Annotated in this window: 18 protein-coding genes and 1 tRNA gene; 8 read left to right on the forward strand and 11 right to left on the reverse strand. The window is 59.2% G+C overall.

Annotation, left to right across the window (positions count from 1 at the left end):
* The first annotated feature begins 217 nt into the window (after positions 1-217).
* The 4 genes from FEZ21_RS15675 to FEZ21_RS15690 all read left to right on the forward strand — a co-directional run bounded on the left by FEZ21_RS15675 (position 218) and on the right by FEZ21_RS15690 (position 4,555).
* Positions 218-304 (forward strand) — tRNA-Leu (locus FEZ21_RS15675).
* Positions 305-596: 292 nt separating this feature from the next.
* Positions 597-1,097, forward strand: coding sequence for a sigma-70 family RNA polymerase sigma factor (locus FEZ21_RS15680; RefSeq protein ID WP_003445866.1), 501 nt, complete (start codon positions 597-599; stop codon positions 1,095-1,097).
* Positions 1,097-2,038, forward strand: coding sequence for a FecR domain-containing protein (locus FEZ21_RS15685; RefSeq protein WP_160627772.1), 942 nt, complete (start codon positions 1,097-1,099; stop codon positions 2,036-2,038). The genes FEZ21_RS15680 and FEZ21_RS15685 overlap by 1 nt, the downstream gene beginning before the upstream one ends.
* A 114-nt stretch (positions 2,039-2,152) precedes the next feature.
* A complete protein-coding gene (locus FEZ21_RS15690) occupies positions 2,153-4,555 on the forward strand; it encodes a TonB-dependent receptor (protein ID WP_003445872.1) in 2,403 nt (800 codons plus the stop codon).
* A gap of 76 nt (positions 4,556-4,631) precedes the next feature.
* On the opposite strand, the gene FEZ21_RS15695 is transcribed toward FEZ21_RS15690, so the two are convergent.
* A complete protein-coding gene (locus FEZ21_RS15695; RefSeq protein ID WP_010657174.1) occupies positions 4,632-4,895 on the reverse strand; it encodes a hypothetical protein in 264 nt (87 codons plus the stop codon).
* A 338-nt stretch (positions 4,896-5,233) separates the two neighbouring features.
* On the opposite strand from FEZ21_RS15695, the gene FEZ21_RS15700 reads away from it, so the two are divergent.
* The 3 genes from FEZ21_RS15700 (at position 5,234) to FEZ21_RS15710 (ending at position 7,487) form a co-directional block, all read left to right on the forward strand.
* Entirely contained in the window at positions 5,234-5,704 is a 471-nt protein-coding gene (locus FEZ21_RS15700) for an arsenate reductase ArsC (RefSeq protein WP_003445877.1), read from the forward strand.
* A gap of 9 nt (positions 5,705-5,713) precedes the next feature.
* Positions 5,714-6,412 carry an arsenical resistance protein ArsH gene (arsH, locus tag FEZ21_RS15705; protein WP_003445879.1) on the forward strand — a complete coding sequence of 233 codons (699 nt, stop codon included), beginning with the start codon at positions 5,714-5,716 and terminating at the stop codon, positions 6,410-6,412.
* Positions 6,413-6,692: 280 nt separating this feature from the next.
* A complete protein-coding gene (locus FEZ21_RS15710; protein ID WP_274597071.1) occupies positions 6,693-7,487 on the forward strand; it encodes a transporter in 795 nt (264 codons plus the stop codon).
* Positions 7,488-7,580: 93 nt separating this feature from the next.
* On the opposite strand, the gene ycaC is transcribed toward FEZ21_RS15710, so the two are convergent.
* The 10 genes from ycaC to FEZ21_RS15760 form a co-directional block, all read right to left on the reverse strand.
* Positions 7,581-8,207 carry an isochorismate family cysteine hydrolase YcaC gene (gene ycaC / locus FEZ21_RS15715; RefSeq protein WP_003445884.1) on the reverse strand — a complete coding sequence of 209 codons (627 nt, stop codon included), beginning with the start codon at positions 8,205-8,207 and terminating at the stop codon, positions 7,581-7,583.
* A 406-nt stretch (positions 8,208-8,613) separates the two neighbouring features.
* A complete protein-coding gene (locus tag FEZ21_RS15720; protein WP_160627774.1) occupies positions 8,614-9,267 on the reverse strand; it encodes a hypothetical protein in 654 nt (217 codons plus the stop codon).
* 910 nt (positions 9,268-10,177) lie between these two features.
* Entirely contained in the window at positions 10,178-11,992 is a 1,815-nt protein-coding gene (gene ggt, locus FEZ21_RS15725; RefSeq protein WP_010657179.1) for a gamma-glutamyltransferase, read from the reverse strand.
* A gap of 161 nt (positions 11,993-12,153) precedes the next feature.
* A complete protein-coding gene (locus FEZ21_RS15730) occupies positions 12,154-12,819 on the reverse strand; it encodes a methionine ABC transporter permease (protein ID WP_003445889.1) in 666 nt (221 codons plus the stop codon).
* Positions 12,816-13,562, reverse strand: coding sequence for a methionine ABC transporter ATP-binding protein (locus FEZ21_RS15735; protein ID WP_003445891.1), 747 nt, complete (start codon positions 13,560-13,562; stop codon positions 12,816-12,818). The genes FEZ21_RS15730 and FEZ21_RS15735 overlap by 4 nt, the downstream gene beginning before the upstream one ends.
* On the reverse strand, positions 13,559-14,374 hold the full coding sequence (locus tag FEZ21_RS15740; protein WP_160627776.1) for a MetQ/NlpA family ABC transporter substrate-binding protein: 816 nt from the start codon (positions 14,372-14,374) through the stop codon (positions 13,559-13,561). The genes FEZ21_RS15735 and FEZ21_RS15740 overlap by 4 nt, the downstream gene beginning before the upstream one ends.
* A 14-nt stretch (positions 14,375-14,388) precedes the next feature.
* Entirely contained in the window at positions 14,389-15,426 is a 1,038-nt protein-coding gene (locus FEZ21_RS15745) for an isopenicillin N synthase family oxygenase (RefSeq protein WP_160627778.1), read from the reverse strand.
* A gap of 229 nt (positions 15,427-15,655) precedes the next feature.
* Positions 15,656-17,029 carry a tripartite tricarboxylate transporter permease gene (locus tag FEZ21_RS15750; RefSeq protein WP_003445898.1) on the reverse strand — a complete coding sequence of 458 codons (1,374 nt, stop codon included), beginning with the start codon at positions 17,027-17,029 and terminating at the stop codon, positions 15,656-15,658.
* Positions 17,026-17,484: a hypothetical protein gene (locus FEZ21_RS15755; RefSeq protein ID WP_160627780.1), complete on the reverse strand. Its 459-nt coding sequence runs from the start codon at positions 17,482-17,484 to the stop codon at positions 17,026-17,028. The genes FEZ21_RS15750 and FEZ21_RS15755 overlap by 4 nt, the downstream gene beginning before the upstream one ends.
* A gap of 146 nt (positions 17,485-17,630) precedes the next feature.
* Entirely contained in the window at positions 17,631-18,917 is a 1,287-nt protein-coding gene (locus tag FEZ21_RS15760) for a hydroxymethylglutaryl-CoA reductase, degradative (protein ID WP_160627782.1), read from the reverse strand.
* Between the two features lie 125 nt (positions 18,918-19,042).
* On the opposite strand from FEZ21_RS15760, the gene FEZ21_RS15765 reads away from it, so the two are divergent.
* Complete coding sequence (locus FEZ21_RS15765; RefSeq protein WP_003445906.1) at positions 19,043-20,416, forward strand: PLP-dependent aminotransferase family protein; 1,374 nt, start codon at positions 19,043-19,045, stop codon at positions 20,414-20,416.
* The last annotated feature ends 14 nt before the right edge of the window (positions 20,417-20,430 follow it).

Genomic DNA, 20,430 nt, shown 5'->3' on the forward strand with positions numbered 1-20,430 from the left:
GACGAGCCATATCCCCCCTCAAACCCCCACTGGTTACCTAGCCCTATGATTTTTCGACGGTTTTATTAAGCCAAGGAGCAAAAAAAACTCACTCAATCAGCACTAACCAACTTGCCTCATCGGTGCAGGCTCTATATATTCGTCCACCTGTCACGCAGGCTCTTGAGTACTTTGATCTCGAAGCACCTTCCTTCCTGACCCGCTTTATAGCGCTACCGCCCGAATGGCGAAATTGGTAGACGCATGGGACTTAAAATCCCCCGTTCGAAAGGACGTGCCGGTTCGATTCCGGCTTCGGGCACCAAACAAATCAAGGGCTTGCATGAGATTCTTCGTGCAGGCCCTTTGTTTTTGCACCGCAAAAATTCAAACCGCTGCGCAATTCCTTTTTTACCCCTCCCCTGGCGTCCTGCCGAATGAACACAAACCCGAAATAACTCATGTCCACTACAACGGATTTGCAATCCGAGCTGGAAGCCTTTTAAAGCCGTGGTCTGGAGCCTGGTTGGCGTTCCATTAGCACCGACATTGCGCAAATCTGGAGCAACAAGGATAATGCAAATCATTATCAATTGTTGCTATTGGTTTGTCCTCTCATGCCTGCTCCCGATTATTATGCCCTGCATCTAATGTACAGCGAACATAACGGCTGGCTCAAAAGCTGGTTGCGCGCCCGCATGGGCAACGCCGCCGATGCAGCAGACCTGGCCCAGGATACCTTTGTGCGTCTGCTGACCTCCCGCGACGTCGAACAGATTCGCGAACCGCGCACCTACCTGAGCGCTATCGCCCGGGCACTGATGATCGACAAATTCCGTCGCCGCGCCTTGGAGCAGGCTTACCTCGAAGTCCTGGCCCTGCGCTCGGAACCGCTGGATATCTCACCTGAAACACGCCTGATGATTCTCGAAACCTTGGTAGCCATCGACACCATGCTTGATGGCCTGGGCGAGCGTACGCGGCAGATATTCCTCGCCGTGCAATTGGAAGGCCTGAGTTATGTGGCCACTGGCGAACGCCTGGGCGTTTCGGTGACCACCGTCAAGAAACACGTGATCCGCGCAATGACCCATTGCCTGCTGCTTACGGAGGACTGATGGCTGCGCCCCTGGATCTGCTCACCCTCGAAGCCGCAGCCACCTGGTATGTGCGCCTTAACAGCATGCCGCCCACAGAGGCTGATCAACAGGCCTGGCTCCACTGGCTGGCCGCCAACCCACAGCACGCGCGAGCGTGGGCACGCGTAGAAAAACTGCAAAGCCAATGGGCTCGGTTGCCCGCAGACGTGTCACTGCCGACGCTGGCCGGGGTAAAGGCCCGCCGCCGCGCTGTGCTCAAGACCCTTGGACTGTTGCTCGCCGTGGGCGGCAGTGGCTGGCTGGCCACCGAGCATCTGCCCTACCTGGCGATGCTTGCCGATCAACGCACCGCCACCGGCCAGCGTCGGCACATGCGTCTGGACGACGGTAGCCAACTGGACCTCAATACCGACAGCGCCGTAGACATTGCCTTCAGCGCCGACTTGCGTCTGATCCGCCTGCACCGCGGCGAAATCCTGGTAGACACAGCCAGCGATAGTCGCCCGTTTATCGTCGAAGCCCCCCAAGGCTCGGTGCGTGCCCTGGGCACGCGTTTTGTCGTGCGTTGCGGGCCGACGTTCACCGATGTGTGCGTGCTGGATAAGGCGGTAGAGCTACGCCCTCTGAATCATCCTTCACGGGTTCAGCGCCTGAATGCCGGCCAGCAGGCCCACTTCGACCGCGACCAGATCAGCGCCGTGACCCCCTCCCCGGCAGGTGTCGGTGCCTGGAGCCAAGGCATGTTGACTGTCATCGAGTGGCGCCTGGGGGATTTTATCGCCGAGCTCAGCCGTTACCGTCGCGGCGTGCTGCGCTGTGCCCCGTCCGTTGCCAGCCTGCGGTTGAGTGGTGCATTCCGTATCGACGACACCGATACCATTCTGGAAAACCTCAGCCAATCCCTGCCGGTCAGCGTACGTTTCGTGACGCGTTACTGGGCCAGTGTCGAAGCGGCCTGAAGTTTTTTGCGAATTATTCCCATCCCGGGTTGCCGATTCCTATTTTCGTTCGGCCATGTACAGAAAGCAGCGTTTACGACTGCTTGCCTGCCCTGCCAACGGAAGGAAACCTGTATGTCACGATTCACCCTCAACGCCGCCCGGCCGCTTGCGCATGCCGTTCACCTGGCTGTGGCGCTTGGTGTATTTTCGGCCTTGAGCCTGGCGCCAACCCATGCGCTGGCGCAAAACCAGACCCACACTTACCAAATCAATGCGGGCTCGCTCGGCGCGGCGTTGAGCCTGTTCGCAACAGCGGCCAATGTCACGCTGTCGTTCAACGCCGAGCAGACCCAAGGCATGACCACACCGGGATTGAGCGGCACTTATAGCACCGACGAAGGCCTGGCACGCTTGCTCGCGGGCAGTGGCTTGCAGGCTCAACGCCAGGCTAATGGTGCTTATGTGCTGGTGCCCGTGCCCAAGAGTGATGAGCTGCAATTGGGCGCTACAACCATCTCCGGCCAGGCCCTGGGCTCAATCAGCGAAAACACCGGTTCCTACACTACCAGCTCCATGAGTACCGCGACCAAACTGGCGGCCTCCATGCGCGAGACGCCGCAATCGGTCACGGTAATCACTCGCCAACGCATGGATGACCAGAACATGCAGTCTCTGGAGGACATTTCGACATACACCCCAGGCCTGACCATGCGCAAAACCGGTGGTGAGCGCCCTGAGTTCTATTCCCGCGGTTCTGCCATCGACAACATTATGATCGACGGACTGCCAGTCGCGTATGACAGCGACACCCTTGGCACCTCGACCCTGGCGATGTTCGACCGGGTTGAAGTTGTGCGCGGTGCGTCGGGCCTGATGCTCGGTGCCGGCAACCCGTCCGGCACCCTTAACCTGATCCGCAAACGGCCCACTGTCGAGCCGCAAGTTTCTGTCACCCTGGGTGCCGGTTCATGGGACAACTATCGCACCGAAATCGATGCCAGCAGTGCCCTCAATTCCAGCGGTTCGATCAGGGGCCGCGTAGTCGGTGCCTTCCAGGACAAAGACAGCTTTACCGATGGCTACAGCAGCAAGCGCCAGTTGTTGTACGGCATCACCGAGTTTGACCTGAGTGAAGCCACTACCCTGACCCTCGGAGCGTATTACAACCGTGAGGACAACCCGGGGGCCGACTGGTCAGGCATTCCGACCCGTGCCGATGGCACGTTCCTGCCAATATCCCGTTCGACGCGCATGAGCCCGAACTGGACCTACTGGAACAAGAAAAACACCAGCGCATTTGCCGAAATTGAGCACCGCTTCGACAACGACTGGAAACTGCGCCTCAATACCACGTGGCTGCGAGGCGACCTGGACATGCTGGGCACCAGTTTCTATCGACTGGATCCCAGTGCAGATCAGTTGAACCTGAACGTGGGCCGCTACACCTACCAGCACACGCAAAAAAGCGTCGACGGCTACGTTTCCGGCCCCTTCACCCTGCTTGGTGCGACCCACGAACTGGTGCTCGGTGGCAGTTATCGAAATGATAAAACCGACGATGGCCCCGGCGGTGGTTTCCTCAACGACCCGAATATCGTGCTCGATCCATCAAACTTCGACTATCACGGCGTAGAGAAACCGGCTATCAACTACAACTGGTCACGCAAGGGCAAGGTCGATCAATACAGCACTTACGCCACCGTACGCTTCCATCTGCGCGACGACCTAAAACTGATCCTCGGTTCACGCCTGGACTGGTACGAATACGAACAGAACACTATTTCCGGCGATTACACATTCGGCGCCGACTACAAGGCGACGCGGGAATACACCCCCTACGCCGGCTTGATCTACGACATCAACGATACCTACTCGGTGTACACCAGCTGGACCAGAATCTTCCAGCCGCAAGCGAACGTGGACTTCCAGGGCAGCCTGCTGCCGCCGGTCACCGGCACCAACCGCGAAATCGGGATCAAGGGCGAGTACTTTGACGGTGCGTTGAACGCCAGCCTGGCCTACTTCCAACTGAACCAGGAGAACCTCGCCCAAGGGCTTGATGCCTGTGCCGAGGGTGTTGCTTCCTGCTCCGTGGCCTCCGGCGAAGTGGAAACCAAAGGCGTTGACCTTGAGCTGCAAGGCATGCTTGCCCTTGGCTGGCAGGCCTCGGCGGGCTACACCTATGCCGGCGCCAAGAACGTCAAGGGCGGCAGCGGTCGCTTCGACAGCGACACGCCATACAACCTGCTTAAGCTGTCCACCACCTATCAATTGCCGGGCGATCTCGAAAAATGGTCGATCGGCGGTTCATTCCGCAGCCAGAGCAGCACATACACAACCTACGGCGTATCTCAGGGCGGCTACAGCATCGTCGACCTGATGACCGGCTACAACGTGAACAAAAAACTCAAGGTGCAAGCCAACCTGAACAACGTGTTCGACAAGCATTACTACCAGAGCATCAGTAACCCGGCGGGCGCAAACATCTTCGGCGACCCGCGTAACGTGGCCGTGACCATGAAGTGGAGCATGTAAGCTACGCACTTCTGAGAATGACAACATCCTGCTTGGGCAGGTGTTGTCATCCGGACGCTGAACCGCCCCGTATTCTCTAGACACCTTGCAAGCTCATTGCGTAACGTGCTTGGTCACGGGCTGCCAGCCACTGCTCAAGGGCAAAGCGCTTGCCCTGCTCGCCCGGCACTAACGCGGCGTTGGCCAGATTTGTGCGCTCTGTTTGGAGGGCGGCGTCCTTGGCGGCCAGTCGCCGTTCATAAGCGTTGGCCTGCCATGCCCATGCGGCCCACGCGCTGCCAGCCATCAGGGCCAGGATGATCAACTGCACCCCGCCCCACTTCGCCGCATCGATCTTCACGCCAACACCTTGAGCGCCCGGGCGTACAGCGCCTGCCGATAGGCCGCGCCATCCTGGCCAACGTTGATGCGTTAATACCTGCTCAACAGCAGCCATTCCTGAAGGTGTGGGTTCGACCAAAATGGACGCTCAAGCTCTGGAGATGCGCAGGCGCATACATTCATGTATTGCCATCATATATGGAAATGCATATATTCGTTTATCCATATGTTTCGAGCCTTGAAGTAATGACTTCAAGGGCGGTGCTCTGCTGACCTTCCCGGTTTAGTTGATCACCCTTTGTGCCCTGGCTCGGCGCCTCAGCCTCTGACGTCCGCCTGAAGCGGAAGGATAAACCCATGCGAATTCTGTTCATGTGCACGGCCAACAGTTGCCGCAGCATCCTTTCAGAAGCCCTGTTCAATCACCTGGCACCGCAGGGTTTCGAGGCAGTGAGCTCCGGGAGTTTGCCCAAGGGCCAAGTGCTGCCACGCAGCCTGTCTACCTTGCAGCAGGCCGGCATCTCGATCGACGGTTTGTACAGCAAAGGTAACGACGCCTTCGAAGGCCAGCCGCCGGATATCGTGATCAGCGTCTGCGACAAAGCCGCAGGCGAAAGCTGCCCGGTGTATTTCGGCCCGGCACTGAAGTCCCATTGGGGTCTGGAGGATCCGTCCGAAGTGACGGGTGATGAATCTGCGATTGATGCAGCCTTCCGCGCCACGCTGGCGCATATCGAACGACGCTGCAAAGCCTTTCTCGAACTGCCCCTCAACCGCCTCAGCCGCGACGAGCTCAAAACCGAGCTCGATCGGATCGGCGTGCTTTAAGGAAAATGTATGTCTGAACATCTACCCAATCTGGACCTGACTCTGTTCGACGGCTCTCAGGCTTCTACGTCGGCATCGCACAAACCGCGCATCTTGTTGCTCTACGGGTCGACCCGCGAACGCTCCTTCAGCCGCTTGCTCGTGGAGGAAGCCGCGCGCTTGCTTGAGCACTTTGGCGCTGAAACACGCATCTTCAACCCATCGGGGTTGCCGTTGCCTGATGACGCCCCGGTGGATCATCCCAAGGTGCAGGAATTGCGTGATCTGGTGTTGTGGTCGGAAGGCCAGGTTTGGTGTTCTCCGGAACGCCACGGCGCGATGTCGGCGGTGTTCAAGGCGCAGATCGACTGGGTTCCGCTGGAGCTCGGCGCAGTTCGCCCCACCCAGGGCAAAACCCTGGCGGTGATGCAAGTATGTGGAGGTTCGCAGTCGTTCAACGTGGTCAATCAACTGCGCGTATTGGGGCGCTGGATGCGTATGTTCACTATCCCCAATCAGTCCTCGGTACCTAAGGCCTACATGGAGTTCGACGAAGAGGGACGGATGAAACCTTCGCCTTTTTATGACCGCGTCGTCGACGTGATGGAAGAGCTGGTGAAATTTACCGTACTGCTTCGCGACCGACAGGAGTTTCTGGTGGATCGCTATTCAGAGCGTAAGGAATCGGCCGAACAGTTGATGGCCAGGGTCAACCAGCGCTCAATCTAAGAGGTCGGCCAGTTGCGGCCCTTCACGCAAGCCAGCGGCGAAAAACGCAAATTGGCCTACGCTACTTCTCAGTGCGTTTCTGACTCGATTGCTCTACTCGTAAGAATCATCATCGTTCGCCTGAAAGAGCCCCCTGATGACAACAAACAGACTGATTGGCTTTATTGCCCTACTTACTGCTTGCACCGCCCACGCTGATGACGGTGGCATCAGTTTCTGGCTACCGGGCCAATTCGGCACACTAGCGGCGGCGCCCACTGCCCCGGGCTGAAGCCTGCCACTGGTCTATTACCACGTTAACGCCAGCGATGGCGGCAGCAAGCCATTTCCCAGGGGCGGCCGAACCACACTTGGGCTGGATGCGAAAGCTGATTTGTTATTTGCCAGTCCCACCTACACATTCGCCGAGCCGTTGCTCGGGGCTCAAGCGGCGATCTCGATGGTAGCCGCCGTTGGAAGGTCCGAAGCCAGCGTTGATGCAACATTGAGCGGCCCCCGTGGCAAAAGTTTTTCCGGTGGCACGGACGACAGTTTAAAGGGTGCAAGCGACGTTTACTTGTTGGGTACCCTGAAGTGGAACCATGGCGTGCACAATCTCATGGCGTACAGCATGGGTAACCTGCCGGTCGGTGCCTATGACCCTGACCGCCTGGTGAACATCGGGCTCGGCCATGCCGCGCTGGACGCCGGCGGTGGTTACACCTACTTCGACAAAACCAACGAGTTTTCCGTTGTGGCGGGCATGACCTACAACTGGAAGAACCCGGACACCCATTATAAAAATGGCATCGACGCCCACCTGGATTGGAGTGCTTCTCACTTCATCACAAGCCAGACTCAGTTGGGCGTGGTTGGCTACTTCTTCAATCAGATCACAGGAGATAGCGGCAGCGGTGCCACCCTGGGCGACTTCAAATCAAAAGTCAGCGCCGTAGGGCCTCAGGCCGGGCATTTCTTCAAGGTTGGCAAAGACCTCTGGTACGTCAACCTCAAAGGCTACTACGAGTTTGATGCAAAGAACCGTCCGGAGGGCTGGAACACCTGGTTATCTTTGGCCATACCTTTGCCTGGTTAATCGTGTTGCGTAACTGTCTGCTTCGGGGCGGTTGGCTTGGCGATTCTGAGGACCTGGCGCCAGTGGGCCCATTGGAACCCACTGACGATTGATTTACTTGGCTGTGGTGAGCTTGGTATAGCTAGTGATCAGGTTCCTGTAGTCAGGAATGTGGTTTGAAAACAATGCCCCCAGTCCTTCCACATCATTGCGCCAGTCTCGATGTAGCTCACAAGCCAGACCGAACCAGGTCATCAATTGGGCACCAGAGCTGGACATACGATCCCATGCCGAGTGCCGGGTGATTTCGTTGAATGTTCCGGAAGCATCTGTGACCACAAACACGTCAAAGCCTGCCTCCAGCGCAGAAAGTGCCGGGAACGCGACGCACACTTCGGTAACAACCCCAGCAATAATCAGCTGTTTTTTACCTGTAGCCTTGATTGCTTTTACAAAGTCTTCGTTATCCCAGGCATTTATCTGCCCTGGACGGGCGATGTAAGGCGCATCAGGGAAAATTGCCTTTAACTCAGGGACTAACGGGCCATTGGGACCGTCTTCGAAACTGGTTGTCAGAATCGTAGGAAGGTTGAAGTACTTGGCAAGATCGGCCAATGCCAATACGTTGTTTTTGAACTTGTCGGGGTCAATATCACGCACCAGAGACAGCAGGCCTGTTTGATGATCGACTAACAATACGGCAGCTTGATCTTTGTCCAGACGTTTGTATTTGACAGACATTCGATTTCTCCTAGACCACTGTGAAAGCCAAGGCAGCCTCCACGGTAAAGTTAGTTTCCTGTGAGTACGTTAGTGTCTTGCGTACCCTTGGAGTCCAGCTCTTCGTGATGCCTGACCACCTCCCGAGCTCCGATGTAGCGCTCGGGCGGCAGCTGATAATGAGTCATCGCGCGTGTGAACCTTAGCCTACTCGCCAGCATCTGGACGATTGCAACCCATCGTGACTGGCTGCAGTCGGCCCGAAGCCTGCGTGCATGGGTTACAGCTCAAAACCTGGGCTATCTTTCTGCGACTCACCTACAAAAGGTGATCCCGCAAGCAAGCATGCCTAATGAGTCAGTCGCCCCATCGCCTGAACCTTTTCGCACTGATATTGCCCGGTGCATGGGCAACCACAATTCTGCGGCTACTGCGCTGAACATGATGTGCTGCTGATGGGTGCCTGGAACAACAAACCGGATCGCGGGAGCAGTGCGATCATTTGATCAAAGGCCGCCACCGCATATCTTCCATCAAGGCTTTTCACGGTGGGCATTTGTGTAGGAAACCCGAATCGCACTCTGCCGGGGAGCACTTCATCCATAGCTGAGTACCAGCCAAGCAGAGCTTGCTGGAGGCGCACGTGCAGCTCGAACTTGCTCCGGCGGCGGGAGGCGTCGGATCTGGCTCGCTCGCGTGCGAGCCGAGGATCTATGGGGCCGACAATGTAACAGTCAGCAAAGCCGATACGTCCTTGGGCGATCGTTTCTCTTGTGGCCTCCAGCTCTATTCGCCAGTCGTGTTCGCTCGCCTCGCCGATCTGCCAAAGAGTCCAAATGTAGTGGAGCTTGAGGGGGTCACTGTCACACACCGCCCATGAAGAAGCGGCCTCCATGGCCAGCGCCGTTTGCCAGCGATCCACGTTTCGCTCTGCCCAAAAAGCCGCTGCACCGGCTGGATCTTTTATCCGGTCCGGCTCGTTCTCAAAACGGCCGTTTTCAGGGATGACATGCTGCCCTCCATGCTGGGCGCACCAGGTGGTTTTCCCGCTGGCGCTGATACCTTCAACAACCACAATCATCGTTATGCCTACTCCGTTAACTACGCCATCCCTGCATGCAAATAAACCTGTAGAAAACAGTGCAGATCATTGCAATCAAGCTTCAATCAGATATGAAGGTTCCCATAGAACAACCAGCGCCAACGACAGCCTGTCGCTAACTGCCCGATCCCTCACGGGAGGTCGCATCGGAGTGTAATCTGAATGTCGTCCGGCAGATCGCACTCCGATGCAGACTTGGAAGCCTTGGCAAATTACCCAATTCCCCCCAGTTCAATGACCCCGGGTTTACGAGGCAGTCGTGGCTTTGTGCGGGTGGCCATGGTGCCGCATGCCGCGACCAACCTGTGGGAGCTGGCTTGCCAGCGATGGCGGTGAGTCAGTCAATGTATCCGGCGCTGACATTGCGCCATCGCGAGGCAAGCTCGCTCCTACAAATGCTGCTATCGCCCCTCCTCTGTGGGAGCTGGCTTGCCAGCGATGGCGGTGGGTCAGTCAATACATCCGGCAATGACATTGCGCCATCGCGAGGCAAGCTCGCTCCTACAAATGCTGCTATCGCCCCTCCTCTGTGGGAGCTGGCTTGCCAGCGATGGCGGTGGGTCAGTCAATACATCCGGCGCTGACATTACGCCATCGCGAGGCAAGCTCGCTCCTACAAATGCTGCTATCGCCCCTCCTCTGTGGGAGCTGGCTTGCCAGCGATGGCGGTGGGTCAGTCAATATATCCGGCAATGACATTACGCCATCGCGAGGCAAGCTCGCTCCTACAAATGCTTCTATCGCCCCTCCTCTGTGGGAGCTGGCTTGCCAGCGATGGCGGTGGGTCAGTCAATACATCCGGCAATGACACTGCGCCATCGCGAGGCAAGCTCGCTCCTACAGTGGAGTGGGTGGTATGCCGGCGATGGCGGTGTGTCAGTCACCAGCCTCAATCGCCCAATGCTGTCCCTTCGCGGCGGGGATCGGCACCGGCGGCCCAGCCGTTCTGATCACGAACGATGATCTGGGTCCCGCTGGTCATTTCGATGGCGGACACCTCATGCCCGCGATCTTTCAACTGCTGTATCAGTGCCGGGCTGACTCGTCCGGCCTCGACCTCGGTGCCCACATTGCGACTGCCAAAGTTGGGCAGCCCGATGGCGTCCTGCGGGTTGAGCTTCCAGTCCACAAGCCCCACCACCGCCTTGTTCACGTATTCGATGATCTGCGAACCGCCAGGGGAACCAATGGTGGCAACCAGGGCGCCGGTGTTGCGATCAAACACCAGGGTCGGCGCCATTGAAGAACGTGGTCGCTTGCCCGGCTCGATACGGTTGGCAACCGGTTTGCCGTTTTCATCCGCAACAAAGGAAAAGTCAGTGAGCTGGTTGTTGAGAATGAAGCCGTTGCTCATGACATGTGAACCAAACGCCGATTCAACCGAGGTGGTCATCGAAATGGCGCCCCCCTGATCGTCGACAGCCGCTATTTGCGAAGTCGAAATGCGCAGCGGCGAGCGATCAGGCGCCAGCGCGAGGTTGATTCCCGGTGGTGTACCGGCTTGCGCACGGCCCATGCTCTTGTCACCGATCAGGGTCGCCCTGGCCTCCAGATAGGCTCTGTCGGTCAGGCCTTTAACGTTCACCGGAACGAAGTCGCTGTCCGCCAGGTACTGCGCACGGTCGGCATAGGCCAGACGCTCGGCCTCTGCCATCAGGTGCACTGCAGTGGCCGTTGGCTGCAGGCCAACAGGAGGCATGGCGGCCAGGTCCAGGGCGGCAGATTTGCGTTGCAAGGCATCAAGAATGCCCAGTGTCTGCAACACGGCAACGCCACCGGAAGAAGGCGGCGGCATGCCGCACACACGCCACTGTTTGTAATCACCACATACCGGGTGACGCTCTTTGGCCCGGTAACCACTGATATCGGCTAACGACAACGAACCCGGGTTGGGATGGGCGTTGACCTGATCAACCATCCCTTGTGCAACGGCGCCCTGATAGAACGCATCCACGCCCCTATCGGCAATGGCCTGGAGGGTTAGTGCCAGTTCCGGATTCTTCAGCAACGTGCCCACCGGCAAGGGCTGACCCTGGGCCGTGAGCAGGTATTTGGCCAGTGCCGGCGACTGGGCGATGAACTTGTCAGAGGCGATTTGCGCGTGCAAACGGGGAGACACCGGAAAACCGTCTCTGGCCAATTGGATCGCAGGCTGGAACAGCTCATTCCAGGGCAATTTGCCATGTTGGGCATGGGCCATTTCCAGCGCCCTCAGCACTCCAGGCACGCCCACCGACAGCCCACCGATCTGGGCGTCGGCAAAGGCCATCGGCTGGCCGGCCGGATTGAGGAACATGCGCCCGTCGGCGCCGGCCGGTGCCGTTTCCCGGCCATCGAAGGCCTGCACTTTGTGTCCGTCCCAATACATGATGAAAGCACCGCCGCCGATGCCGCTGGCCTGGGGTTCAACCAGGGTCAGTACCGCCTGCATGGCAATGGCCGCGTCGATCGCAGACCCGCCTTTGCGCAGCATCTGCTGACCCGCCGCGGTTGCCAGCGGGTTCGCTGCCGCAGCCATATGACGCGCCGCATGCACAGGAACCATATCGTTGCGATAACCAGAGGCAATCTCGGGGGCGGGCGGCAATCCGGAGGTTTTTTCAAGCCCCGGATTCTCGCTGCGGCACCCCCCGATCAAGAGGGCCAGAGCCGACAAACCAATCACATAAAGATTATTTTTTTTAGCACACAGGGTAATGGTCAAAAGGGCTTCCTTCTTCCTTGCTTGGTAATGCGCGGCCCAACGGCCTGAACGCAAACCCTCAAAAGTCGCGACTTGAGAGGTACGGCTGGACGTGATCCTGCATCACATCGCCAGCCTGGCAAAGAAAAAATTATGGCCTGAGACTGCCTGCCCTCGATCCTTCAGCGCCGATGGGCCAGTGACCGCACCAGCCCGTCACCCAGGCTTTGCACGCTCTGTACCAGAATCACCAGCACCACCACAGTGGCCACCATCACCTGATTATTGAAACGCTGATAGCCATAACGGATCGCCAGGTCACCCAGGCCGCCACCACCAATGACCCCGGCCATGGATGAAAAGCCGATCAGCATCACCAGGGTCAGGGTAATGCCCGCCAACAAGGCCGGCAGCGCTTCGGGCAATAGCACCTTGAAAATCACATGGCCAATGTGGCCGCCCATCGCCAGGATTGCTTCGATCCGGCCCTTGTCCACTTCATCCAGCGCGTTTTCGACAATCCGGGCAAAAAACGGAAAGGCCCCGATGGTGATCGGCACCACCGCAGCCGTGCTGCCCAGGGTGGTGCCCACCAGCAACCGGGTCAGCGGGATCAGGGCAATCAGCAGCACCACAAAGGGCAACGAGCGCCCCAGGTTGATCACCGCCCCCAGCACCCGGTTAAGGCGTGGCAAGGGAAACAACCCGTCGCGACGGCTGATGAACAGCAGCACCCCCAGCGGCAGGCCGATCAGCACGGTGAAGAGTGCGGCCAGCAGCACCATGTACAGGGTTTCGCCAGTGGCGGTGAGCAACAGTTGAAGAATGTCATGCCAGTCCGTTTTCATCCTGCCCTCACCACTTGCAGACCCGGAGCCAGTAAACGCCCCAGTTTTGACGACGGGTCAGCCTGCAACTGCACCAGGCTGCCGCTCTCCACTATGCGTCCGGCGGCCAGGGACACTGCGCTGTCGCAAATGGCCTTGACCACCTCCAGTTCGTGGGTGATCAACACGATGGTCACCCCCAATTGCCGGTTGATATTGCGCAGCAATTGCAGAATCGAATCCGTGGTTTCCGGGTCCAGAGCGCTGGTGGCTTCATCCGACAGGATGTAAGCCGGGCGTCCAGCCAGGGCCCGGGCAATACCGACCCGCTGTTTTTGCCCGCCGGACAGCTGCGATGGAAACGCCTGTGCCTTGTCGCTCAGGCCCACCAGATCCAGCAGCTCGCGGACCCGGCTGTGGCGCTGCTCTTTACTCACCCGGGCAATCTCCAGGGGCACGGCCACGTTGTCGAAGACATTGCGTGAGTGCAGCAGATTGAAACCCTGAAAAATCATGCCGATGCGCTGACGCTGACGGCGCAGTTCAGCGTCAGACAGGGCCGTCAGGTCAGCACCATCCAGCAGAATGCGCCCGGAGCTGGGGCGTTCGAGCAGATTGAGACACCGCAGCAACGTCGACTTGCCCGCCCCGCTACGCCCGAGAATCCCGAAAATCGCGCCATCGGCAATGCTCAGCGACACCTGATCCAGCGCCGGCGGCTGCCCGGGCGCGTAGGTTTTGCTCAACTGCTCGACGACAATCATGGCTTGCTGTCCGGGACCGCGACCGCAAGCACCGAGCCCGAGAAAGTGTCGTTGATGTACTTGGCAACCTCTGGGGAAGTCAGGTCTTTGGCCAGTTGTCTGATTCGCGGGTCGTCCTGCAGTTTCGGGACGGTCACCAGAATATTGGCGTAGGGGTTACCCTCGGCTTTCTCCAGCCCCAGCGCATCTTTGGCCGGCACCAGGCCTGCTTCCAGCGCGTAGTTGCCGTTGATCACCGCCAGGTCCACATCATCCAGGGCGCGGGGAATCTGCGGCGATTCGATTTCCAGAATCTTCAGCTGTTTCGGGTTTTCGGCAATGTCCTTGAGCGTCGCCTGATCGGTGGCCGGGTCATTGAAACCGGACTTGAGCTTGATCAGCCCGTTGTCCTGCAACAGGTACAGTGAGCGACTGAGGTTGGTGACGTTGTTAGGCACGGCGACCGTACCTTGTTGCGGTACCTCGGCGAAGGTCTTGTGACGATGGGAATAAATCCCCAGTGGCTCGATATGCACCGTGGCGGCCACCACAAATTTTTGCCCGAGGGCCTGCTCCTGGGTTTTCAGATACGGCAGATGCTGAAAATAGTTGGCATCCACCTCACCATGGGCCAGCAGCTCATTGGAGTTCACCCCATTGGGGATCTCGATCACCTTGAGATTCAACTGCGGATCGATTTTTTGTACATACGCCAGGATTTGCGCATGGGGTACCGGGTCCACTGCCACCCGCAACGGTTCCTGGGCCAGGGCACCGAAGGAAGTCAGCAACGCGCCAAGCACAGCCAGGGTCAAGCCAGTTTTTTTGAACATGGTGCAGTCCTTAATCAAGCGCTCAGCGCGTTGGGAATCAGGGCGTCGGCGTAGTAGCGCCGGGCAACATCAGGGTGCGAGCGCAGGCGGCCCTTGAGATAGTTCCAGCCCACATCACGGAACAACGGGTTATCCGGATCGCTGACCGGTCCCCGCGCCTCACGCAGCAATACCGTGGGCAATGGATACAGCGGCACCACGGCATCCAGTTGCGCGCCGAGGAAGAATGCAATCGACAGCCGCTCACTGCCCACGGGCGGTGACACCACCCGGTGCACCGTGGCACGCAGATAGCCGTTGGTGGCCAACTCCAGCAGCTCACCGATATTCACCACCAGGGTGTTGTCCAGCGGCAGTGCATCGATCCAGCGCCCCTCTTCAATCTCCACTTGCAGACCGCCCTGGCGGTCCTGCAGCAGAAAGCTGAGGAAGCCCGAATCCTTGTGCGCCCCCACCCCCTGATTGCTTTGCTCTCGCGCCTGTCCCGGATAGCGCATCAACTTGACATGCTCATTGGGCTTATCGCCGTACAAGCGGTCGAAAGCGTCCTGCGGCAGCGACAACGCCTCGGCAAAGGCCCGCAGCAACCGCAGTGACATGCCGGTCATGGCTTGCTGCCAGTCAAGCAGCAACGGTTTCAGTTCGGGCAGCGCCGCCGGCCACTGGTTAGGGCCTTGCAGGCGAGCCCACCAGGGGCTGTTGTCAGCGCTGGGCAGCACTGCTCTTTCGGCGCCCACATCGAACTGCTCACGCAGATCGGGCTGACCCCGGGTGATCTCGGAAGCGGCGCGGTTGTAGCCGCGAAAGTGCGGTGAATTGATCATGCCCACCGCGGTTTTTTCGCTCTCCGGCAAGGCAAAAAATTGCCGGGCGCTGGCCTGTACCTGCTGCAACAACCCGCTGTCGATGCCATGCCCGGTCAGATAGAAAAAACCGACATCCCGCGCGGCATGGCGCAGATCGTCAAGAAACCCCTGACGCTGGAGCGCACTACCGTCCAGCAAAGACAGATCCAGAATCGGCAAGGCGCTAATGTCCCGTGTATACGGCATGGCTTACTCCCCCAAGAATCAACAAAAAGACGTTTAGCGGTTTGTAACCGGCGATGACTTAAAGCTAAACGATCTTAAAAAGAGTCAGCCAATAACTTATTCGCATTACCTTAGGCATAAAAAAAGCCCCGGGCGGGGCTTTTCGAATTTATGATTTTTTGCCCTTCCAACCTGTAGGAGCGAGCTATTTCAAGACCAGGAGCTCGCGAGCAAGCTCGCTTCTACAGAGTCATAGCAGCGCCGGCACGGTCAGTACGGCGGTGTAGTAGCCCATGAACTGCACACCGATGTTGAAGCCCAGAAAACGCGAGAGGAACCCGCCCAGCAGCCCCACGGTGACGATCACCAGCAGCCCCAGCAAGCCGCCTTCCCAAATGCCGATCACCAGTATCAGCCCCACAAAGGTGGCGATTACCGCCTCGTGGCTGATCTTGCGCGTGACCCAGGAAGCCGCACGGTAGGCGTAGTTCATGGTGAATGGATAGGCGATCAGAATCGCAACGATCACCGCCAGCATGCCGTAGCCGAAAAACTCCCAGGTGCTGAGCAGCGTGTGCAGGTTGTGCACCTCACCGGTGGCCGAGTCCACAGTAAAGCGTGGCGGTGCATTGAACAGCGGTGCTGCCGGGCCCGCCGCCACCGGGCTGAGGGGCAGTCCGAAGGCAATCAGCGGGATCAGCGCTTCGGCGATGTAGGTCGACTCCGTCACCCCGTTGCGCGCAGTGATCACCGTGGTCAGGCGATGGTAGACATGCTTGATTCTGGAGCCGACCAGTTCTCCCAGAATCACGGTCATGGCCACCGGGCTGAAGACAAAGGTGGCGCTGGAAATTACCGCGGTGATGGCGGTCCAGCGGCTTTGCTGGCTGTCGAGCACCTTCAACGGATTGGGGAAGTAGCCACCGGCGCTTTTGACATCCGGTGACAGGGAGAAAGTGCGCACTTCGCTGCGACGCATGCTGCGGCGCTCGTCAGGTGCAAGCAAGGCGAACAGGGCCGCGATCAACGGGCCTATGGCAATGCCCAGAAAGTAACTGACGCTGAGCTTGACCCCGAATTGCCCGGTGAGGGCTTGCAAACCGAGGATGATCAGCACAAAGGGAATCAAGGCCAGTACGGCCGCCAGCCGGCCCTTGGAAAACCAGGCAATGGCGATCGCCGCCGCCAGGAAAATCCACGGTGCACTGCGCTTGATGGCATCGCCGAACGGCGCCAGCATCACCGCGAACAACACGGCCATCGGCACCGCGATCAAGGCGGCGATCACCGCCCCCGAGATCATCTTGCGCAAGGCGATATGCGGCACCCCGAGCTTGCGCAACAGGTTGGCTTCGCGCATCAGCGGTGTGGCCAGGGTGTCGCCGGGGATACCCAGCAGTGCAGTGGGCACGGCGTGGGTCATGTGTTTGGCCACGGCGCCGGCGAGAAAAAAGGTCAGCACGCCGGGGGCCGGAACTCCGAGCAACACCACCAGCAGGGTCAAAGGGGCCAGGGTCGTGGTTTCATCGCTGCCGGAAATCAGCCCGATACCGGCAAAAATCACCGCGCCCAAAATGCCCATGCCCAGGGCGATAACAATCTGCTCCAGCAAGGGCGCGATCATGACCGGCTCCCACTGACACTCAGGCCACTGGCCGCATCAGCGACCGGGGCTGCAGCCAGGTCCTTTTCATAGTTGGCGAACAGATCGTAGAGGTCCATTTCCCGAAGCTCGGCCACGGTTTCTGGCGGCAAGTCAGCGAGCCGCCCGAGGTCGCCGAACTCGTTCTGCAATTCCACCAGCACTTGCGCGCGCCATGCCGGGTCAGCCTGATGCTCCACCACATGGCGCTTGGGTTTAAACAGGGTGGCACTGATGGCCCCGCCTGCCAGACAGCCGAGGATGCCCACCAGCATGGCGTAGGCCCGTGCCATCTGCGCCGACTCCACCCACATCAGCAGAAAGTGCTGGGCGACGAAAAATGCGCTGAGGCTGATCACTGCGCCAATGCCAATGGCGTACACCAGGTGACGGGCATCGACCGTGTCGCCCCATACTTCGTAGAGTTCGGGTTTCAAAGAGTTCTCCCACTTTTATTGTTATGGAGATGAAGAGATGGCGCCTACCCCGGCAGGGGCCATCTTGTCTGTAGGAGCGAGCTGGCTCGCGAGCTTTTTCAACCCGGTGACCAAGAGCTCGCTCCTACAGGGTTGGCGGGGCAGTCCTACAGCCCGCGCTTGTGTTTGAGCAAGGTGGCCGCATGGTCGGCACGCACATCACCGGCCTCGACCATTTGTGCCACCAGCCAGCTCACCTCTTCGCCACGGGCCCCCGCAGACAGGGCGATGTTGCGGGCGTGCAAGGCCATATGTCCACGTTGAATGCCTTCGGTAGACAGCGCCCGCAATGCGCCGAGGTTTTGCGCCAGGCCTACGGCCACGGCAATTTCGGCCAGTTCCTGGGCAGTCTTCACCCCCAGGATGCGCAACGATAGTTGGGCCAGCGGATGGGTTTTGGTGGCGCCGCCCACCAGGCCCACAGGCATGGGCATTTCCAGGGTGCCCACCAGATTGCCTGCGGTGTCTTTTTCCCAGGTGGTAAGGGAGCCGTAATGACCATTGCGACAGGCATAAGCGTGGGCACCCGCCTCCACCGCCCGCCAGTCATTGCCCGTGGCAACGATCAGCGGGTCGATCCCGTTCATGATGCCTTTGTTGTGGGTGGCGGCGCGGTAAGGGTCAACCACCGCAAAATTGTAGGCATCGAGAATGCCCTCAATCACGTCCTCGCCCTTGAACGAAGCCGTGGTCAGCAACTGCGGTGCCACGCGGATCTGGGCCCGGGCCAGACGCAGGTCGGCGAGGTTGGAAAGAATCCGCAGCCGCACCTTGCCGCCGGTGATCTCTTCCATCAACGGAGCCACGGCCTCGGCCATGGTGTTCACGGTGTTGGCGCCCATGGCATCGCGTACATCGACGATCAAGTGGGCAACCAGCATCGGCCCGCGCGGGCTTTGGGCGAAGGTATGCACCTCGATATCGCGGCAACCGCCGCCGAGCCTGTTGAGCAACTGATCCTTGCGGTTGGCCAGCTCGATGATTTCGTCCTTGCGCCGCATCAGGCTCAGGCGGGCGTTGTACGGGTCCGGAACCTCGACAATCTGTACCTGGGCCCGCATCAGCGGTAGCGAACTTGAAGTCTGAAAGCCCCCGGCCTCGCGCGCCAGTTTCGCCATGAAGGACGCCGCAGCCACCACCGAAGGTTCTTCCACCACCATCGGCACTATCACATCGCGGCCATTGATCTGGAAATTGCTGGCAACCGCGTAGGGCAGTTCAAAGGTCCCTATGACGTTTTCGATCATCCCGTCGGCGACTTCCAGCGCCAGTGCACCCGCATCGCTGAGCAGGGCAACGTCCTCGGCGCTCAGTTCGAGCACCTCTTGCAAGTGCCCCAGACGCGCGGACGGGGTCATGCTGCGGAACATCGGAAGGCGCGAATCAAGGCTCATAAACAAATCCTGTGGTCTTTATTGTTTGACCTGCACCCTAATTCGCCTTGGCTCCGGGTAAAAGGTACAGTTCGGACAAACAGTACCCAAGCTGTACCCTCCTCTGATTTCAGGGACTCCGGACCATGACGCGCCTGACACTCCCCCAGCAACTGGCTGCTTCGTTGTGCGAGCAAATCGGCAATGGAACCTATCGTGCAGGGGATCGGTTGCCGTCGCTGCGCGAATGCATGCGCCTGTTCGGCCATTCGAAAAACACGGTAATCAATGCCTACGAATCGCTGGCGTCCCAGGGGCTGGTCGAGGCCCGCCACGGGCAGGGATTTTTCGTGCGTCAGGGGGCGCTTGCCAGCCACGAAGCCGACGAACCCTTGCCCTACGCCAGGGCCATGGACACCGTCTGGCTGATGCGCCAGCAATTTGTCCGCGAGCCGGGGCATTCGCCCCTGGGTGAGGGCTTCCCGCCGGTGGAATGGCTGATGGATATGCGCCTGGACAAATTCACCCGACAGATCATGCGCACCGGCGTCAGCACGCTGTTTCGCTATGGCAACCGCCTGGGCAATGCCGGCTTGCGCCAGCATCTGGTGCAGAAACTGGCCAGCTATTCGATTAACGCCACACCCCGGCAAATCGTCACCACCCATGGCGCCAATCACGCACTGGACCTGATCATCCGGCGCTTCATTGCCCCCGGCGATACGGTGCTGGTGGAAGACCCCGGCTACTACCCGCTGTTCGGCAAGCTGCAACTGCAAGGTGCGCGCATGCTGTCGGTACCGCGGCGAGCCGAAGGGCCGGACATCGAAGTGCTGGAGCAGCATCTGCGCCTGCACAAGCCCAGGCTGTTCTTCATTCAATCGGTGGGTCACAACCCCACCGGCTCCGATATCTCGCCAGGCATCGCCCATCGTCTGGTGCAACTGGCCCAGGCGCACAACTTGATTCTGGTGGATGACGATGCACTGGCCGACTTCAAGCCGGCTTCGGCCATCAAGGTATCGGCACTGGATCAGCTCAGGCACTCGCTGTATGTGGGCAGCTTTTCGAAATCGGTCTCGGCGGCGCTCAGGGTCGGTTTCATCGCCGGCAGCAAGGAACTGATAGACGAACTGGGTGACCTGAAGATGCTGTTGCACACCAGCTCATCGGAGTTCTGCGAGCGCACGGTGGATGTGATTTTGACCGAGGGGCATTTCCTGCGGCATCTGATCCGCCTGCAGGAGCGGCTCAAGGCTGCGACGGCGGCCGGCCTGCAGATGCTCGACGAGATCGGCGCCGAAGTATTCTGCCGTCCAGAGCAGAGCCTCTACCTGTGGGCCAGGTTCAAGCACATCGACGATGCCCGGGAGCTGACCCGGCAACTGCTGCCCAAGGGTTTCATGATCGCCCCGGGGCACATCTTTTCCCCCGAGCAGTCGCGGATCAACCCCTGGACCCGGCTCAATGTGGCGTACCTGAATGACCCCTTGCTGATGGCCGTATTCAAAGACACCTGAGCAACATCGCGGCC

The sequence above is a fragment of the Pseudomonas sp. 9.1(2019) genome, assembly GCF_009910445.1.
Lineage (GTDB): Bacteria > Pseudomonadota > Gammaproteobacteria > Pseudomonadales > Pseudomonadaceae > Aquipseudomonas > Aquipseudomonas paraversuta.

What these genes read in the sequence shown, in the direction of transcription:
- FEZ21_RS15690 (WP_003445872.1), top strand. Translation starts at nt 2,153, where the DNA reads ATGTCACGATTCACCCTCAACGCCGCCCGGCCGCTTGCGCATGCCGTT.
- FEZ21_RS15720 (WP_160627774.1), bottom strand. Translation starts at nt 9,267, where the DNA reads ATGATTGTGGTTGTTGAAGGTATCAGCGCCAGCGGGAAAACCACCTGG.
- FEZ21_RS15765 (WP_003445906.1), top strand. Translation starts at nt 19,043, where the DNA reads ATGACGCGCCTGACACTCCCCCAGCAACTGGCTGCTTCGTTGTGCGAG.
- FEZ21_RS15680 (WP_003445866.1), top strand. Translation starts at nt 597, where the DNA reads ATGCCTGCTCCCGATTATTATGCCCTGCATCTAATGTACAGCGAACAT.
- ycaC (WP_003445884.1), bottom strand. Translation starts at nt 8,207, where the DNA reads ATGTCTGTCAAATACAAACGTCTGGACAAAGATCAAGCTGCCGTATTG.
- arsH (WP_003445879.1), top strand. Translation starts at nt 5,714, where the DNA reads ATGTCTGAACATCTACCCAATCTGGACCTGACTCTGTTCGACGGCTCT.
- FEZ21_RS15745 (WP_160627778.1), bottom strand. Translation starts at nt 15,426, where the DNA reads ATGCCGTATACACGGGACATTAGCGCCTTGCCGATTCTGGATCTGTCT.
- FEZ21_RS15750 (WP_003445898.1), bottom strand. Translation starts at nt 17,029, where the DNA reads ATGATCGCGCCCTTGCTGGAGCAGATTGTTATCGCCCTGGGCATGGGC.
- FEZ21_RS15685 (WP_160627772.1), top strand. Translation starts at nt 1,097, where the DNA reads ATGGCTGCGCCCCTGGATCTGCTCACCCTCGAAGCCGCAGCCACCTGG.
- FEZ21_RS15740 (WP_160627776.1), bottom strand. Translation starts at nt 14,374, where the DNA reads ATGTTCAAAAAAACTGGCTTGACCCTGGCTGTGCTTGGCGCGTTGCTG.
- FEZ21_RS15730 (WP_003445889.1), bottom strand. Translation starts at nt 12,819, where the DNA reads ATGAAAACGGACTGGCATGACATTCTTCAACTGTTGCTCACCGCCACT.
- FEZ21_RS15700 (WP_003445877.1), top strand. Translation starts at nt 5,234, where the DNA reads ATGCGAATTCTGTTCATGTGCACGGCCAACAGTTGCCGCAGCATCCTT.
- FEZ21_RS15735 (WP_003445891.1), bottom strand. Translation starts at nt 13,562, where the DNA reads ATGATTGTCGTCGAGCAGTTGAGCAAAACCTACGCGCCCGGGCAGCCG.
- FEZ21_RS15760 (WP_160627782.1), bottom strand. Translation starts at nt 18,917, where the DNA reads ATGAGCCTTGATTCGCGCCTTCCGATGTTCCGCAGCATGACCCCGTCC.